We start from the raw sequence: 16,786 nt of genomic DNA on the forward strand, positions 1-16,786 counted from the left end.
TCGTTTGTGGGGCTCACGCTTAATCACATCTTCTTGCAACCAGTTGAATTGTAAAGACGCGTGTAAGCGCGCACTAGATACCTGTCTTTTAATATATATTCTGAATGTGCCAGCTGCGCAGAAACGACAGGAACAGTTCAAATGGCAAACGATCCCATTAAATTGGAATTTGAAGGCTCTCAAGGAGCGCATCTCGCTGCGCGTCTGGATAAACCAGAGGGAGAGCCCAAGGCGTATGCTCTGTTCGCTCACTGCTTTACGTGTTCCAAAGATCTTTCAGCTGCCCGCCGCATCGCATCTGCTCTGACCAAAGACGGCATCGCTGTCCTGCGCTTCGATTTCACTGGCCTCGGCAACAGTGGTGGTGACTTTGCTTCCACTAACTTCTCGTCGAACCTTCAAGATCTCATCCTCGCAGCCAATTATCTGCGTGATCATTTTGAAGCGCCCAAACTGCTTGTTGGCCACTCTTTGGGTGGTGCGGCAGTGCTTGCCGCTGCCTCTGAAGTTCCTGAGGTCAAAGCTGTTGCGACCATCGGTGCACCAGCCTCTGCAGATCACGTCATTCATAACTTCGGCGCGTCTCTTGATGAGATTAAAGAGAAGGGCGAAGCAACCGTACAGCTTGGTGAACGCCCGTTTAAGATTAAACGCCAGTTTATCGAAGATCTTGAAGCTCAGGATGTCCGCTCGCGCGTTGCTGTCCTGAAGAAAGCGGTACTTGTTCTCCATTCCCCAATCGATGCCACCGTTGGTATTGAAAATGCAGCGCAGATCTTTGAAGCGGCTAAGCACCCAAAATCATTCATCTCTTTGGATGATGCTGACCATCTGCTCTTCAAATACAAAGATGCAGATTACGCAGCGCGCGTGATTGCGGCTTGGGCCAGCCGTTATATGAAGGACTAAGAATGTCCAGATGGGAAGGCCTATGAAGTTTTCCCATCATTACAGAAGATTAATGTAGCAGATAGGTGTTTGTAAGGTTCGCTCTGTCATAGTCATCCTCAACGAAATGCAAAAGCCCCGTTTCCCCCAGTTGGGCTGAGATTGACTAAATGGAGTTGAGCCAAATGAAGTTGACCAAGAACGCAAGTTCCAACGTTGTTTCCCTGTCTGCTGCAAAAACTACTTCCAAACGTCGTTCCCGTCTTCTCAATGGTACAATGGCACTCGCAATTGCTGGTGCAATGGTTGCTCCCCTGACACTCGTCCCGGCAACCTCTCAGGCTGAACCTGTACGTGTTGACGTGCCTGCCATGCCAAACTTTGTTGGTCTGGTAGAAGCAGTGCAGCCAACCGTTGTATCTGTTCGGGTTCGCTCCGAAGTAAAAGAACACGACCGTCTGAGCGGCATTCCTCCAATGTTCCGCGATATGCCGGATGACCACCCACTGCAGAAATTCTTCCGTGAGTTCGGCGGTAAAGGTGGTGAGCAAAAGAAAAAAGCTCCACCACGCAAGCGCTTCGACCAGTCTCAGGGCTCCGGCTTCTTCATCTCTGATGATGGCTATGTTGTAACCAACGAGCACGTGGTTGAAGGCGGTACTGAGTTCACCATCGTCACCAGTGAAGGTGATGAGTTGGAAGCAACTCTGGTCGGTGCCGACAAACGCTCAGATCTGGCTCTCCTGAAAGTGGAAAGCGAAGAAAAATTCGAATACGTCGCTTTTGCTGATGATGCGCCATTGGTTGGTTCATGGGTTGTTGCAGTTGGTAACCCGTTCGGCTTGGGCGGCACTGTGACTGCTGGTATCGTATCTGCTCGTGGCCGTGACATCGGCGCAGGCATCTACGATGACTTCCTCCAGATTGATGCATCTGTGAACCGCGGTAACTCCGGTGGCCCTGCATTCAACGTGAAGGGTGAGGTCGTTGGTGTGAACTCAGCGATTGTCTCTCCAAGCGGTGGTAACGTAGGTATCGCATTTGCGATCCCAGCACAGACCGCCAAGAAGATCATTTCTGATCTGAAGGAAGATGGTGCAGTGACCCGCGGTTGGCTTGGTGTTCAGATCCAGCCAGTCACCAAGGACATTGCTGAATCTCTCGGCCTCGATAACGAAAACGGAACGCTGGTCGCTGAAGTGCAGGGGGATACACCTGCAAAAGCAGCAGGCTTCCAGGCTGGCGACATCATCCTGAAAGTAGATGGCGAAGAAGTGAATGGCCCACGTGAACTGGCAAAAGTCATTGCAGGCTACTCACCAAACACTGAAGTTGAGATTGAGTACTGGCGCGACGGTGAAATCAACACCGCGACTGTAAAGCTCGGCACCATTCCGGAAGAAAAGCAGCAGGCTTCTGCCAAGCAGAGCGAAGATGCCAACACCGCGCTGGTAGACAGCCTTGGTCTGGAACTGGCAACAGCTGAAGAAGCTGGTGTTGATGAAGAAGGCGTGGTTGTCACTAAGGTTGATCCGGATGGACCAGCAGCTGACAAAGGCCTCGCGCCAGGCGCAATCATCACCGAAGTTGCCAACGTAAAAGTTCAGTCACCAGCGGATGTTGCTGAGCAGGTTGAAAAAGCTCGTGAGCAAGGCCGCAAAGCAGTCCTGCTTCGTGTGACCCGCGGCGAGAACACTCTGTTCGTTGCGATCCCACTGGAGAAAGGTGACGAATAAGTCATCGATAAGAATGTGGATCACGGGAAACGCCCCCTCTCGTGATCCCTTATCGAAGCACTGAAAACTCTCACACGTGCCTCGATTGTTTGAGGGGCTGATAGCAAGAAAAGCCCTCAACTTGATGTCAGCCCCCAAAACCAATGCTGGAAGAAAAGGCAGAGACCTGACCATCTGCCAACTTCACCTATAAAACTTATGCAAATGCTGATGGTTGCCCCCAACAGCATTTGCATTTTTTTATCGTTTCCCTTCATTGTGAGGAAAACGACCAATGCCTTGCTCTGGGAAATGAAAAAATGAGAATCTTGATTATTGAAGATGATCGGGAAGCAGCAGATTATCTGCTCAAAGCACTGAAAGAAGCAGGGCACTCACCTGATCACGCAGACAATGGCGAAGATGGACTTGAGCTGGCAATCTCCAACACATGGGATGTGCTTGTCGTCGACCGCATGCTGCCAAAACGCGATGGCCTATCCATCATCGAAACACTTCGCGCCTCTGGCGATGAAACCCCGGTTTTGATCCTCTCAGCATTGTCACAGGTAGACGACCGCGTCACCGGACTGCGTGCCGGAGGTGACGATTACCTTCCAAAACCCTACGCTTTTTCTGAGCTGCTCGCCCGCGTTGAAGTGCTCAGCCGCCGCAAAGCTGGTCCTCAGGTGGAAACCAAATTGCAGGTCTCCGATCTGGTGCTGGACCGTCTCGCACACTCCGTCACCCGCGCAGGGCAGGAGATCGTGCTGCAGCCTCGCGAGTTCCGCCTGCTCGAATACCTTATGAAGCATGCCGGACAGGTGGTGACCCGCACCATGCTGCTTGAGAACGTCTGGGACTATCACTTTGATCCGCAGACCAATGTGATTGATGTTCACATCTCGAGGCTGCGGTCCAAAATCGACAAAGGCTTCGATTTCCCGTTGCTTCATACTGTTCGTGGTGCAGGATATTCCATCCGTGACAGCTCTAACTAGGATCCTCTCAACCACAGCCTTCAAGCTGGCAGCCATTTATCTGACGTCGTTTACGGCGCTCTCCGTGTTCCTGTTCATCTTCATCTCGCAGAACACAGATGATCTGATGAACAAACAGGTCGTGCAAACCGTTGATGCTGAGATTCAGGGCCTTGCTGAGCAATACGCCCAAAACGGTATCAATGGCCTTGTGGTTGGCGTAGAGCGTCGCGTCAGAAGCCCCAACTCCAATCTTTACCTCATTCTGGATTACTCCGGGAATGTCATCACCGGAAACATCGCCTACCTGCCTGAAAAGGTGCTGTCGGAGTCCGACGGCAGAATTCAGTTTGTCAGTTATACGCCACTTGGTCTTCCTGAAACGGATGAAAACAAAGCCAAGGCGATTGTGCGCATTTTTGAGCTGCCAGGCAATTTCAAGCTTTTGGTTGGGCGGGATCTGGAGGATCAGGTTCACCTGAAAAGCTTGCTGGGAGACGCCCTAACTCTCTGGCTCGTCGGCATGGTGGTGCTGGCTGGTATCACATGGTTCTTCCTCAACCGCCGTATCCTGAAACGCATCGACAACCTGTCCATGAGCTCCCGCCAGATTATGGAGGGTGACCTCGCTGGTCGTCTGGATGTAACTGGCAATGGCGATGAGTTCGACCGTCTGGCAAGCAACCTCAATGTGATGCTGGACCGCATTGAAGAGCTCATGAAGGGCCTGAAAGAAGTTTCCGATAACATCGCCCATGATCTCAAAACCCCTCTCACTCGCATGCGTGGCCGCGTTGAGGCTGCCCTACGCCGTGATCTCAATGCAAAAGAGGGGCGTGAGTGTCTCGAGGATACACTTGTTGAGACTGACGAGCTGATCAACACCTTCAACGCCCTTTTGCGTATCGCTCGTGTTGAAGCTGGCTCTACTGGCGCCCAACTGGAACCATTGCAGCTGAACACCATCGTCAATGATGTCTGTGAGCTGTATGAGCCTGTTGCCGAAGATGATGGTGTTGCCTTCTCAGTTTCAACAGAAGCTGAACCAACCATCGAAGGCGACCGCGAACTTCTGGCTCAGGCTTTGGCCAACCTGATTGAAAATGCCCTCAAATACGGTCGCCCAACCGAAGAGAATGTTAAACCCGCAATCAAAGTCGTACTGTCTGCGAACGATGAGCAAGCTATACTCAGCGTGGAAGACAACGGTGCAGGGATCGCGAAAGCTGATCGCGAGCGGGTGTGTAATCGGTTCGTCCGGCTCGACAGCTCTCGTCATGCACCGGGATCTGGGCTTGGATTGTCACTTATCAAGGCGGTGGTAATTCTCCATCATGGAGAATTGCAGTTAACATCGGCTGGTTCAGTAGATGATTCTGGAAGTGATGAGCAATCAGGCCTGTGCGCCCGGATTGTTCTGCCTCTGACAAAGGGGCAAAGAGGTGAGGGAGAGGGCAACGAAGCATGGGACAAGGCTCAGAAGAAGAACGCCACCAGCTAAAAAGCAGCATTCTGAAGCGCGAACATAGAGAAGGTGCACTAGCCCCTCTGTTTGAGCGCTTGGAACGCCAGCCCATTTGCGCAGATGATGATCTGGGCAACCGGCATTTGAAAGATTTGATTGAGAAGCTGGAACGCAAGGATCTCATTTCTGAGTTTGAACAGCTCTGTCAGGGCGCACCACACCTGCGCAGTTTCATCAAGGGCTTCATGGTCAACGCGCCTTTCCTGCGCGAAACCATGCTGCGTGATGTACAGCGCTTCCTGCGCATACTCAATACGCCACCGGAAGAGACCATCGCTATTCTCCTGCAGGATTGCTTGAACGCAAGACCTGAGAGTGAAGCTGAGCTCATGCAGTCCTTACGGCTGGCTAAGCAGGAACTGGCTCTAACTGTTGCGCTCGCCGATATCGCAGGCGCCTGGCCGTTGGAGAACGTCACCGGCGCTCTCACCAAGTTTGCTGATGCGTCTCTCACAGCCTGCTTGCGCTTCTGCCTGCGGGAGCTGGAAACGCGCGGAAAGTTCATTCCGGTTGACCATGAAGAGCCGGAAAAAGACGCTGGCTACTTCATCCTTGCTATGGGCAAGCACGGTGCTGGCGAGCTGAACTACTCCTCTGATATCGATCTGATCGTTCTGTATGACCCAGAGCGCAGTCGTCTCATTGGTGGAGCAGAAGCACCTGTTGAGTTCGTGCGCATCACCCGTCGCATTGTAAAGCTTATGAACGAGCGTACCGGCGATGGTTATGTGTTCCGCACCGATCTTCGTCTGCGTCCCGATCCGGGTGCCACACCGCTGGCGATTTCTGTCCCAGCTGCACTGGTCTATTACGAAAGCCTCGGCCAGAACTGGGAACGCGCAGCGCTCATCAAGGCACGGCCATGTGCGGGTGATATCGAGGCAGGCGAAATCTTCCTTGAAGAAATCCGCCCATTTGTCTGGCGCAAATATCTGGACTATGCCGCCATTTCAGACGTGCATTCCATCAAACGCCAGATCCACGCCCACAAAGGGTTCAGCAAGATCACTGTTGCCGGTCACAACGTGAAACTGGGCCGTGGTGGTATCCGTGAGGTTGAGTTCTTCGCCCAGACCCAGCAGCTCATTGCAGGTGGTCGAAACCCACAGCTCCGGGACCGTCGCACGCTCATCACATTGGAACGATTGGCCGACTGCGGCTGGATTGATCAATCCGCAGCTGAAGATATGGAAGCGGCCTATCGCTATCTGCGCGAAGTTGAACACCGCATTCAGATGATCAACGACGAGCAAACCCATATCTTGCCAAAAGATGATGAGGCTCTGGCACGCGTCTATCATCTGATGGGTATTCGTGGCCGCTCAGAGTTTGCAGATGAGATACGCAGTAAGTTCGAGTTGGTGCAAAAGCATTACTCAGGTCTGTTTGAGCACGAGCCAGATCTCGCACTCAACCTCGGCAATCTGGTCTTTACCGGAGATGACGAAGATCCGAACACGCTAGAAACTCTGATGCAGCTTGGCTTCCAGCGTCCGGTCGATGCAATCCGTACTATACGTCAATGGCACTACGGCAGATATCCGGCTGTGCGAGCGCCAAAGGCTCGTGAGCGCCTAACTGAGTTCACACCCATCCTGCTGGATGCGTTGGCGCGCACGGAGAATGCAGATCAGGCATTGCTCACGTTTGATGCCTTCCTTTCCAAGCTGCCCATGGGTGTTCAGCTCTTTGGTTTGCTCAAGTCCAATCCGCATCTGTTCAACCTGCTCACCATGGTCATGGGCAATGCACCACGCATGGCGGAGATCGTCTCCAAACGCGTCCACGTTCTGGACGCACTTCTGGATCCTGCCTTCTTTGGAGGGGCGCCAACGGCTGAACAGATCGAAAGTGCATTGGCTGTTACGCTTGATCAGGCTGGCTACTATGAAGAGGCACTGGATCGGGCCCGTATTTTCGTGCAAGAGCAGCAGTTCTTGCTCGGCCTGCGTCTGATCACAGGCACAATCACAGCTGCAGAGTTGGGGCAGGGACTGTCGACACTGGCAGATGCGGTCTTGTGTCAACTGCTGCCACGTGTCCAGCAAGAGCTGGAAGAGGCTCACGGCAAAATTCCGGGTGCAGAACTGGCTCTGGTTGCTATGGGCAAGCTGGGCGGTCAGGAGATCACCTGTGCCTCGGATCTTGATCTAATCCTGCTCTACGACTTCCCTGAGGATGTGGTGCAAAGCGATGGCAAACGTCCTCTGGCACCAAGTCAATACTACAGCCGCCTCACACAGCGCCTTGTCTCCGCTCTGACGGCGCCAACGGCAGAAGGTGTCCTCTATGAGGTAGACTTCCGATTGCGCCCATCAGGCAACTCAGGGCCGCTTGCAACGCGTTTTGTGTCCTTCAAGGACTATCAGTCCAACGATGCCTGGACGTGGGAACACATGGCGCTCACGCGCGCACGTGTCATCACCAGCTCCAGCCCTGAGTTTGCGATGCAGATCGACTGTGCAGTCTCCCAGCTGTTGCAGGAGAAGCGAGATCTGAAAAAGCTGGCCACCGATGTTTGTGATATGCGCGCGCGTATCCAAAAGGAAAAGCCTGCCAAGAGCCCTTGGCAGATCAAAGGTATTCCAGGTGGTCTTATCGACATTGAGTTCATCGCCCAGTTCCTCCAGCTGGCTCATGGTGTCGACCATCCAGAGATCCTTCAGACGCGAACGGAAGACGCTCTGCTTAAAGCGCGCGACTTTGGTGTGCTCCATGAAGAAGATGCCGACACGCTCATTCCGGCACTGCGTAACTATGGGGATCTGACACAAATCCTCAAGCTGGCGCAGACAGGTCACTTCGACCCCAAAACAGCGCCGGGCGGATTGCTTGATCTTCTGGTGAATGCGGGCGGCGAACCAGACTTCGAGCGCCTGACCATCTACATGCAGGAACAACAGATTATGGTCCGCAGAACATTCGAACACCTGATCGGCAAAGTCGAAGAAGCTGAGAAGACCAGCTGATCCTCCTGCAACAAGCAACAAAAAAGGCCGCTTCATGAGCGGCCTTTTCTTTGATCTGTAGAATGAACTCTTAAGCTGCGTTCAGTTTGCTGATGCCGGTGAGACGGCCCTTGTCGCGGCCCTTGGCTTTCAGAGGCAACTTGATGGTGACCTCAGTGCCTTTGCCAACCTCAGAGTCGATCTCCATGTACCCGCCATGCAACTCGCTGAGGGAGCGGGCGATCGCGAGGCCAAGGCCAGATCCTTTGTGGGTCTTGGTGAACTGGTTCTCAACTTGAACAAATGGCTTGGCGAGGCGATCGATATCCTTCTTCGCAATGCCGATACCGTTGTCGGTGATTTTGAGTTCAGCGAATGCACCCACTTTGCGGGCAGAGACGCGAACCTCACCATTCTCAGGCGTAAACTTCACAGAGTTAGCAAGCAGGTTGAGGAGGATCTGCTTCACAGCGCGGCGGTCAGCCTGCAGATGCATGTGCGGCAGGTTCTCGTTCACAACCTTGATGTTCTTCTCTGCAGCGGTTGCAGAAATGATCCGTGCTGCATCCTGAACAATCTGCTGGATCTGAACATCTTCAACGGAAAGCTCAATCCGGCCTGCTTCAATCTTAGACATATCCAGAATGTCATTGATCACGTTCAGCAGGTAGTTACCTGAGGAGTGAATGTCCTTGCAGTATTCCTTGTACTTGTCAGAACCCAGATCACCGAACATGCCCTGATCCATAATCTCGGAGAAACCGATGATCGCGTTCAAAGGCGTGCGCAGTTCGTGGGAGATATTGGCAAGGAACTCAGATTTCGCCTGGTTTGCATCTTCCGCGCGGGTCTTCTCATCCGCGTACTTCTCGGTCAGCTCCACAAGCTGCTGTGCCTGAAGTTCAAGTTTCTGACGTGACTGGCGCAGATCAGCAATAGTTGCCATGTGACCGCGCTCAGACTCCAGCAGTTTTTCTTCCTTACGCTTCAGTTCGGTAATATCGGTTCCGACGGAAACAAAGCCACCGTCTTTGGTGCGACGTTCAGAGACCTGAAGCCAACGGCCACCTTCCATTTCAACCTTGTAAGAGCTCTCCATATCGCTATCGATGTGGTCACCTTCCTCAGGCTCGGAGATGATTGGCTGGCTCGCAGAGGACATCACAGTTGCATAAGGCGTGCCTGCCTGAACAACATGATCTGGCAGTTGGTGCAGCTTGCGATAGTTGGAGTTGCACATCACCAGATGATTGTCCGCATCCCACAGAACAAATGCCTCAGAGATGTTTTCAATCGCATCACGCAGACGCAAATCAGCGGTGCGGCTCTGTTCTGCAAGCATCTTCTGCTCAGTCACATCCATGCAGATGCCGATCAGGTGTGGTTCATTGGTACCGGCATCAGTCTGGACTTCGGCACGCACACGCAACCAGACCCAGGAGCCATCGATGTGGCGCATACGCCATTGGCGGTCCACATTGCTCTTACCTGTGTCCAGTAGGCTCTTGGCAAGGTCATAGAGATCCACATCGTCAGGATGCGTCAGAGACTGGATCTCAGCAAAGCCCATAATGTCATTACGAGGATCCATGCCCAGCATCTCATAGAGCGAGGCAGACCAGAACACACGGCCACGGGAAAGATCCCAGTCGAACAAGCCACAACGACCACGGTTCAGCGCTGCATCTATGCGGGATCGGGTGGCTGCATAAATGCCATCAGCCTGCTGCGCACGGGTCGCCTGCGCAAAGTAGGCATAGATAATCACCAGCAGTACCATGGAGGTGGCTACGAAGATCGTTACATTGGCTGATAGCTCAGCGCGCCAGGAAGAGAAAATCGCGTCTTCCGGCTGCATGATCGCAACCATACCAAGCTTGTTTGGTAGATGATGGACAGTCGCGCGGGTGGCGTCCTTGGTGCCCTCGTTGATCGTTAAAACACCGGCGCGTTTGCCGAAGAAGGTCATTGGCTGAGTGTCACCAAGGAAACTGGTGATCTTCAGGCCTTCCATATCCGGACGGGTAGGGGCGCTGGCAACAATGGTGCCGTTCGGATCTGTCAAAAGAATTTGGCGGCTCTGACTGGTGGCCCGAGGGGGCAGGGCTTCAGAAAGGGCACGCTGTAAAGCAGAGGTAAGGCCGACGCTGCCTTTCTCTTGCTCGGAAACATCAATGCTGGCGGTCAGGGCAGTTGCAATAAGGGTGAGATCGTCCTGAGCCTTCTGGCTCACGCTCTCATAATTGTATGCAATCTCAAGTCCGCGGAAAATGGCGGTACATGCAATGAACACGATACAGAGCGCAGGAATAATTCTGCGCATCATCGGTTCAGTTGTCAGGAGACGTTGGTAGGCCGGTTGGGCAAGCAACTTGATATGCCCGGTCAGAGCATCTTTTTTGCCAGTCCGTTTGGTCGAATTCAAGAGTCGTCGAGCGGTCGCGCCCCCCGCAAAGGCTCGTGCCATGAATGCCCCCATGTGTCAGATTCCGCCGCAAATAATCCGGGTTGCAATTCACCCGAATCACATTCATTTGAATCTATCCGAATCAACTTGTCCAGAGTCTCAACACAAAAAAATGGTTAACGGCAGCACTTTTTGCTGCCGTTAATTTTCATAGGACTCTCAGAGACTTCGCGAGATGCAAAGTAGACTGTTTTAGTCTAGGCAGAGCTCAACTATTTCTTTCACATCAGTAGAGAGTTGCTGGTCTGCTGCAAGAATTCGCTTCAATGCGGCTTCTGCTTTTACTTTGCGTTCTGCATTCATATTCTTCCAGGTGCCAAAGCTTTTGGCCATTCTGGAAGCAACCTGAGGGTTAGTCTTATCCAATTGCAACGTGATTTCAGCAAGATAGTCATATCCTGAACCATCCGCAGCGTGGAAACCTCTGGTATTACCACCCAGGAAGCCACCAATTAGCGAGTAGATGCGGTTTGGATTATCCCAAGAAAATGCAGGATGTTCGGTAAGAGTACGTATCGCTGCAATCGCGTCTTCGCTTGGCGCACGAGCAGCTATGCTCAGCCATTTGTCCATTGCCAGCGCAGTGTCTTTGTGGCGCGCTTCAAATGCCTTCAGAGCATCCTGAGCTCCTGCAAGCTGCCAAATGACGAGAACGGTCAACGCACCCATGCGGTCTGTCATGTTATCTGCGTTATCGAAATGAGCTTTCGTCAGTACTGCACTTTCCTCAGTCTGTGCTGCGCCAAGATACGACAAGCAACGCAGCTTCAGAGCACGCTTACCAGCAGACTGCGCATCCGGGCTGAATGTGGCAGGCATCTCCATTGCATCATAAATGCGTTTGAAGGTGCCGTAGAGCGTCACACCAATCTCTTTAGAGAAGGCGTCACGTGCTTTGCCAATCGCGTCAGTGTCGACTTCCTTGCCGATTTCCAGTGCAATATCCTGCTCACTTGGCAGCATTAGGCCAAAGCCACGGAAGGCGTAATCGAGATTTTCATCCTCAGCCATGTGGCCCAGAGCTTCAATGAAGGCATCTTTACCCGCAGGCTCTTCACCAATAGTCAGCTCGATCAGCAGCTCTGTCATCAGTGTCTGAGTAGCCTGCCAACGATTGAATGGATCAATGTCGTGACGCATCAGGAAGATCTGATCTTCGCGGGAGAGGGTGCTTTCCAGCTTCACAGGCGCTGAAAACTCACGCAGCAAAGATGGAATAGGCTTGCTGCCGATGCCATGGAAGACAACGGTTTGTTTGTCTTCTATCAGATGCAACAGATCACCATCAACCTTCGCACCTTCAACATTGGTGTAGGCAAGGTCATCCCCATTTGGCCCAACAAGACCAAAGCGGATCGGAATGAAGAATGGTTTCTTCTCATCCTGACCCGGAGTTGCTGCGGTGTTCTGTTCCAACTCCAGAGTAAAGGTCTTTGCAGCTTCATCATAAGAGCCGCTCGCCTTCACAAACGGGGTGCCGGACTGGTGATACCAAAGGCTGAAGTGAGACAGATCCAGCTTGTTTGCATCTTCGAAACACTTGAGGAAGTCTTCGATGGTGGACGCATCTCCATCATGACGCTCGAAGTAAAGATCCATGCCCTTTCTGAAGCCATCCGCCCCCAGAATAGTCTTAATCATACGAACCAGCTCAGCGCCCTTGTCATAAACGGTCGCTGTATAGAAGTTGTTGATCTCTTTATACTCTGTCGGGCGAACAGGGTGTGAAAGCGGACCCTGATCCTCAGGGAACTGACGGGATTTCAGGCGGATCACATCAGCAATTCGCTTCACCGGACGAGAGCGCTCATCAGAAGAAAATTCCTGATCACGGAATACTGTCAGGCCTTCTTTCAGACATAGCTGGAACCATTCACGGCAGGTGATGCGATTACCGGTCCAGTTATGGAAATACTCGTGCGCAACAACAGTCTCGATTCCTTCGTAATCTGTGTCAGTTGCTGTGTCGCTGTCCGCCAGAATGAACTTGTCGTTGAAGATGTTAAGGCCCTTGTTCTCCATCGCCCCCATGTTGAACGCAGAAACAGCCACGATGTTGAACACATCCAGATCGTACTCGCGGCCAAATACCTTCTCGTCCCAACGCATGGAGCGGATCAAGCTGTCCATCGACCAGTCTGTACGATCCTCGTTGCCCTTCTCAACATAGATGTTCAGGTCAACAGGCTTGCCAGATGCCGTGGTGTACTTTTCTGAAGTACAGGCCAAATCACCCGCGACAAGAGCAAACAGATAAGCTGGTTTTGGATGCGGGTCATGCCAAACAGCAAAGTGACGATCTGTCCCTTCAATATCTCCAGCGTCCTGCGGATTGCCGTTACCCAACAGAATTGGGTTGGACGCCTTGTCAGCTTCAATGCGTGTGGTGAAGACGGAAAGAACGTCTGGGCGATCATAATAGTAGGTGATCCGGCGAAAGCCTTCGGCCTCACACTGGGTGCAGTAGATGCCCTGAGAAAGATAAAGACCTTCCAGCTTGGTGTTCGTTGTTGGATTGACCTTGGTCACCACTTCCAGCTTGAAAGTGTCTGCTGGTGGGGTGTGAACCACCAGCTTCTTCGGAGAAGCTTCATAAGCCTCCTCTGCCAGAGCCGCTCCATCAATCGCGATAGAAACAAGTGTGAGGTCATCACCATCCAGTTCAAGTGGAGCACCAGTCTCAGTGCCTTCGCGTCTGGAAAGGGTCAGTGTGGAGATAACTTCAGTCGCTTCTGGCTGAAGCTTGAAGACCAGAGAAACATTCTCAATGACGTAGGGTGTCTCTTTGTAGTCTTCCAGTTTGATGAGCTGAGCAGTCTCAGATCGCATGCCTGTTCTCCCAAGAGGTGTTGAAGCAGCTTCTTCGCCTCTTGGCGCAGCGCTTCCAAATTTTTATGTAGATCGGCGGTACCTTTGAAAACGGTTCCGGTCAAATGCAGGAAATGAAAACCACATCACTTTTGCACCCAAAAATCAAATAGGCAAGCAAGTGGAAGGACTGGAACGAGTTCATGACAGATCCTCGTAAGCACTATCCCAAAAAAACAGGTAGCACTGTGCTCCAGAAACAGATCTGCACAAAAAGACTGAGGTTGCTTCCGTGACGGCTCCCCTGGAAAACATAAGAGTATTGGAACTGGCGCGCATCTTGGCAGGCCCATGGATAGGGCAGACGCTCTCTGATCTGGGGGCAGATGTCATTAAGGTAGAAAGCCCGCGCGGCGACGATACCCGCACATGGGGCCCTCCGTTCATTGAGGAAAAGGGCGGCACAAAGAGCGCAGCCTACTTTCATGCTTGCAACCGCGGCAAGCGCTCCATCACGGCAGACTTCTCCAAATCAGAAGATCTTGAGCTGATTTATGATCTGGTGCGCCAGAGTGATGTGCTGATCGAAAACTTCAAGGTCGGAGGCCTCGCCAAATATGGTCTCGATTATGCCAGTCTAAAGAAGATCAATCCGAAACTGATCTATTGCTCCGTGACCGGCTTTGGTCAGGATGGTCCCTATGCTCATCGTGCAGGATATGACTTCATGATCCAGGGCATGGGCGGCATTATGGATCTGACCGGTTCAAAAGGCGGCGAGCCCCAAAAAGTTGGCGTGGCTTTTGCCGATATCTTCACTGGTCTTTATGGCGTCATTGGCATTCAGGCAGCCTTACGCCGCCGGGACCTGACCGGAGAAGGTGAATGGATCGACATGGCTCTGCTGGATGCGCAAGTGGGTGTTCTTGCAAATCAGGCCATGAACTACCTGAGCAGCGGCAATATTCCGACCCGCATGGGCAATGCCCATCCAAACATCGTTCCCTATCAAGTTTTTGAAGTGAAGGATGGTCACCTTATCGTGGCTGTCGGCAACGACTCTCAATTTGCCAACTTCTGCAAGATTCTCGGAGCGCCTGCTTTGGCGGAGGATGAGCGTTACGCCACAAACCCGTCTCGTGTGAAGCATCGTGAAGAATTAACAGAAAAGCTTCAGGCACTGGTGCTGACCTTCAGCCGAGATGATCTCCTGTCTAAAATGGAAGAACTTGGCGTTCCGGCTGGCCCGATCAATACAGTTGCTGATGTTTTACAAGATCAGCAAATTGAACACCGCCAGATGAAGGTCAAACTACCAACATCCTCTAAGGATCAGGGCGAGCAAACCTATGTGCGCACACCAATTCAGTTTACTAATTCTAAGCTGAAACTGGAGAAGGGCGCACCAGCTCTCGATGAGCATAGAAATGAGATATTGAGAGAATTAGGCAAAGAAGCAGTAGAATAAAGACTAGCTACACCATGTGCAGGAAGGCAGTTTGACCCTCGGTCCGGGGAGTGGTTTAACGGGCTGACATTCCTCACACAGGTGGGTCGCGGTTTGAAGCTTTGGAATAGGATCAGGCGTAAAGCAATCGGCATTCGGCGATGCTATTACAAGCTGTCATTGACGTGGTTGGTCAGTCTCACATTTGTGACCGTGGTAACGCTGTGCGGCGGTATCGTGCTGTACATGTCCGTTCACACCAACCTCAAGAACACCAGAAGCCTCATCGAAAAAGCGTCGATTATGTCGACCGAGTCGATCAACAACGCTCTGGCTGCTTACATGACGCCTGCGTTCTCCTCGGTTTATGCAATCAAGACATATGCTGAAGAGCAACCAACCGCGCAGAGTGCGATTTTTCGCGCCCGCCAAACCTTTCGGGGTGTGCTGTTTGGGGTAAAGAGTGTTGAAGGCTTGGTGCTTTCGCTTCCGAACGAAACTGTTTGGGGTTTGAAGCACGCCAAAAACCGACAAGACCTGGTTTCGTTTCATCCAGAACAGTCTCTCTTTGAATTTTCCAGAATGCAGGCCATCGACGCGGAAACTGATGAAGATCCGTTCTGGGGGGATTTTTATGCATCGGGAGAAGACCCATTTGCGACTGCGACAAGTGCAATTAGGTTTAATGGCGAGACTATTGGGTATGTTTCGGCGATCATAACGATGAAAGGGGTCGGCTCTGTTCTTGCTTCACGCGATGAAGATGGTGTGGGCAATGATATAGATGAAGAAGATGTCACCCGGTTTATTCTGACAGACAAGAACCGCGTACTGGCTTACTCCTCTCCGACCAACGAGCTGCAGCAACATAATTTGTTGGCTTTGACCTCAGAGTTCGGCGATCCGGTGCTAGCAAAACTGGAAACCAGCAAAAAACAGCCGTTCAGTCAGCGCGCACGTCAACGTGGTGTGGAGCTCCACCTTATCTACGATGGTGAGGATATGTACGTCCTCGTCATGCAGAAACTGATCTCTCCTGATGGAGAAGTTTATTATGTGGGCGAGTATCAGCTGGCCAACTCTCGTTATGATGAGTTCACTCGCCTGATCAATTCGGTCTTTGCAGGCGTTGCAGTTGTGTTTTTATCTGCGCTCGTTGCAATCTTCTTTGCCCGCCGCCTTGCATCTCCACTGAAAGGCATTGCTGCACGTGCGCAAAAGTTTGGGGCTCTGGAGTTCGAGCATCTGGATCCACTGCCACGCAGCCACATCCGCGAAGTGGACCAGATCACCTCTGCAATGAACGCAAGCACCAGCGGCTTGCAGGCCATGAGCCGGTACATACCCAAATCACTCTACGCCAAACTGATGGCGCTTGGCATTGACCGCGCCGCGAAGGCGAAAGAAGCTGAACTGACAATCCTGTTTACGGATATTGAGGGCTTCACCTCCATTTCCGAACACAGAAGCGCAGGTGAAGTGGCAAGCTTGCTCAACAACCACTTCAAGCTGCTTGTTTCTGCCGTCGAAGCTCATCAAGGCACCGTTGATAAGTTTGTCGGCGATGGCATGCTTGCATTCTGGGGTGCTCCAAATGAGATGGAAGACCATGCTCAGCGTGCCATTGCAGCAGCAGAAGATATGGCCCGCGCCATCCAGCAGGCTAATGAAGCTGCTCCGGAAAACGAAATCCACGTTCGCATTGCGATACACACAGGGCCAGTCATCGTGGGCAATGTGGGCGCCGTTGAACGCTGGAACTACACAATCGTTGGCGATGCAGTGAACGTCTGTAGCCGACTGCAAAGCCTCGGCGGCACCATCTCTACGGTGAAGGGGGCATGTGTCGTTCTGAGCGGAGAGACCGTTGAAAAGGCGGGGCATCCGGACAATGTGACCTATCGCGGCAGTCACGAAGTTCGGGGCCGCAAAGGCAAAGTCGAAGTCTGGCAGCTCAACTCCACCATATGCGACGAACAATAATTCCGGCATTGTCTTCTAGTTTAAT

8 protein-coding genes and 1 pseudogene are annotated in these 16,786 nt (G+C 52.3%); 7 read left to right on the plus strand and 2 right to left on the minus strand.

Annotation, left to right across the window (positions count from 1 at the left end):
- Positions 1–141: 141 nt before the first annotated feature.
- The 5 genes and pseudogenes from PSE_RS12105 to PSE_RS12125 form a co-directional block, all read left to right on the plus strand.
- Positions 142–900: pseudogene (locus tag PSE_RS12105) on the plus strand (alpha/beta hydrolase family protein); the annotation flags it as partial.
- A 173-nt stretch (positions 901–1,073) separates the two neighbouring features.
- Entirely contained in the window at positions 1,074–2,624 is a 1,551-nt protein-coding gene (locus tag PSE_RS12110; RefSeq protein WP_008550000.1) for a Do family serine endopeptidase, read from the plus strand.
- A 299-nt stretch (positions 2,625–2,923) separates the two neighbouring features.
- Positions 2,924–3,604, plus strand: a complete 681-nt coding sequence (locus tag PSE_RS12115; RefSeq protein ID WP_050773914.1) for a response regulator transcription factor — start codon at positions 2,924–2,926, stop codon at positions 3,602–3,604.
- Positions 3,588–5,084: a HAMP domain-containing sensor histidine kinase gene (locus PSE_RS12120; RefSeq protein WP_014285133.1), complete on the plus strand. Its 1,497-nt coding sequence runs from the start codon at positions 3,588–3,590 to the stop codon at positions 5,082–5,084. The genes PSE_RS12115 and PSE_RS12120 overlap by 17 nt, the downstream gene beginning before the upstream one ends.
- Positions 5,048–8,077, plus strand: coding sequence for a bifunctional [glutamine synthetase] adenylyltransferase/[glutamine synthetase]-adenylyl-L-tyrosine phosphorylase (locus tag PSE_RS12125; protein WP_041768393.1), 3,030 nt, complete (start codon positions 5,048–5,050; stop codon positions 8,075–8,077). The genes PSE_RS12120 and PSE_RS12125 overlap by 37 nt, the downstream gene beginning before the upstream one ends.
- A gap of 70 nt (positions 8,078–8,147) precedes the next feature.
- On the opposite strand, the gene PSE_RS12130 is transcribed toward PSE_RS12125, so the two are convergent.
- The gene (locus tag PSE_RS12130; RefSeq protein WP_051125910.1) at positions 8,148–10,523 is read right to left on the minus strand and encodes a PAS domain-containing sensor histidine kinase; all 2,376 of its coding nucleotides are present in this window, start codon (positions 10,521–10,523) and stop codon (positions 8,148–8,150) included.
- A 192-nt stretch (positions 10,524–10,715) separates the two neighbouring features.
- Positions 10,716–13,352, minus strand: a complete 2,637-nt coding sequence (gene pepN, locus PSE_RS12135; RefSeq protein ID WP_014285136.1) for an aminopeptidase N — start codon at positions 13,350–13,352, stop codon at positions 10,716–10,718.
- Positions 13,353–13,623: 271 nt separating this feature from the next.
- Between pepN and PSE_RS12140 the strand changes: the two genes are divergently transcribed.
- Both PSE_RS12140 and PSE_RS12145 read left to right on the plus strand, forming a co-directional pair.
- Positions 13,624–14,799 (plus strand): CaiB/BaiF CoA-transferase family protein, encoded by a 1,176-nt coding sequence (locus PSE_RS12140; protein WP_041768395.1) that lies wholly within the window; start codon positions 13,624–13,626, stop codon positions 14,797–14,799.
- A 93-nt stretch (positions 14,800–14,892) separates the two neighbouring features.
- Complete coding sequence (locus tag PSE_RS12145; RefSeq protein WP_208998163.1) at positions 14,893–16,761, plus strand: adenylate/guanylate cyclase domain-containing protein; 1,869 nt, start codon at positions 14,893–14,895, stop codon at positions 16,759–16,761.
- Positions 16,762–16,786 lie beyond the last annotated feature (25 nt).

Source organism: Pseudovibrio sp. FO-BEG1 (assembly GCF_000236645.1).
Classification (GTDB): Bacteria; Pseudomonadota; Alphaproteobacteria; order Rhizobiales; family Stappiaceae; genus Pseudovibrio.

Excerpts from the sequence above, each read along its gene's own strand:
- PSE_RS12125 (WP_041768393.1), top strand. The coding sequence starts at position 5,048 with ATGGGACAAGGCTCAGAAGAAGAACGCCACCAGCTAAAAAGCAGCATT.
- PSE_RS12130 (WP_051125910.1), bottom strand. The coding sequence starts at position 10,523 with ATGGCACGAGCCTTTGCGGGGGGCGCGACCGCTCGACGACTCTTGAAT.
- pepN (WP_014285136.1), bottom strand. The coding sequence starts at position 13,352 with ATGCGATCTGAGACTGCTCAGCTCATCAAACTGGAAGACTACAAAGAG.
- PSE_RS12115 (WP_050773914.1), top strand. The coding sequence starts at position 2,924 with ATGAGAATCTTGATTATTGAAGATGATCGGGAAGCAGCAGATTATCTG.
- PSE_RS12110 (WP_008550000.1), top strand. The coding sequence starts at position 1,074 with ATGAAGTTGACCAAGAACGCAAGTTCCAACGTTGTTTCCCTGTCTGCT.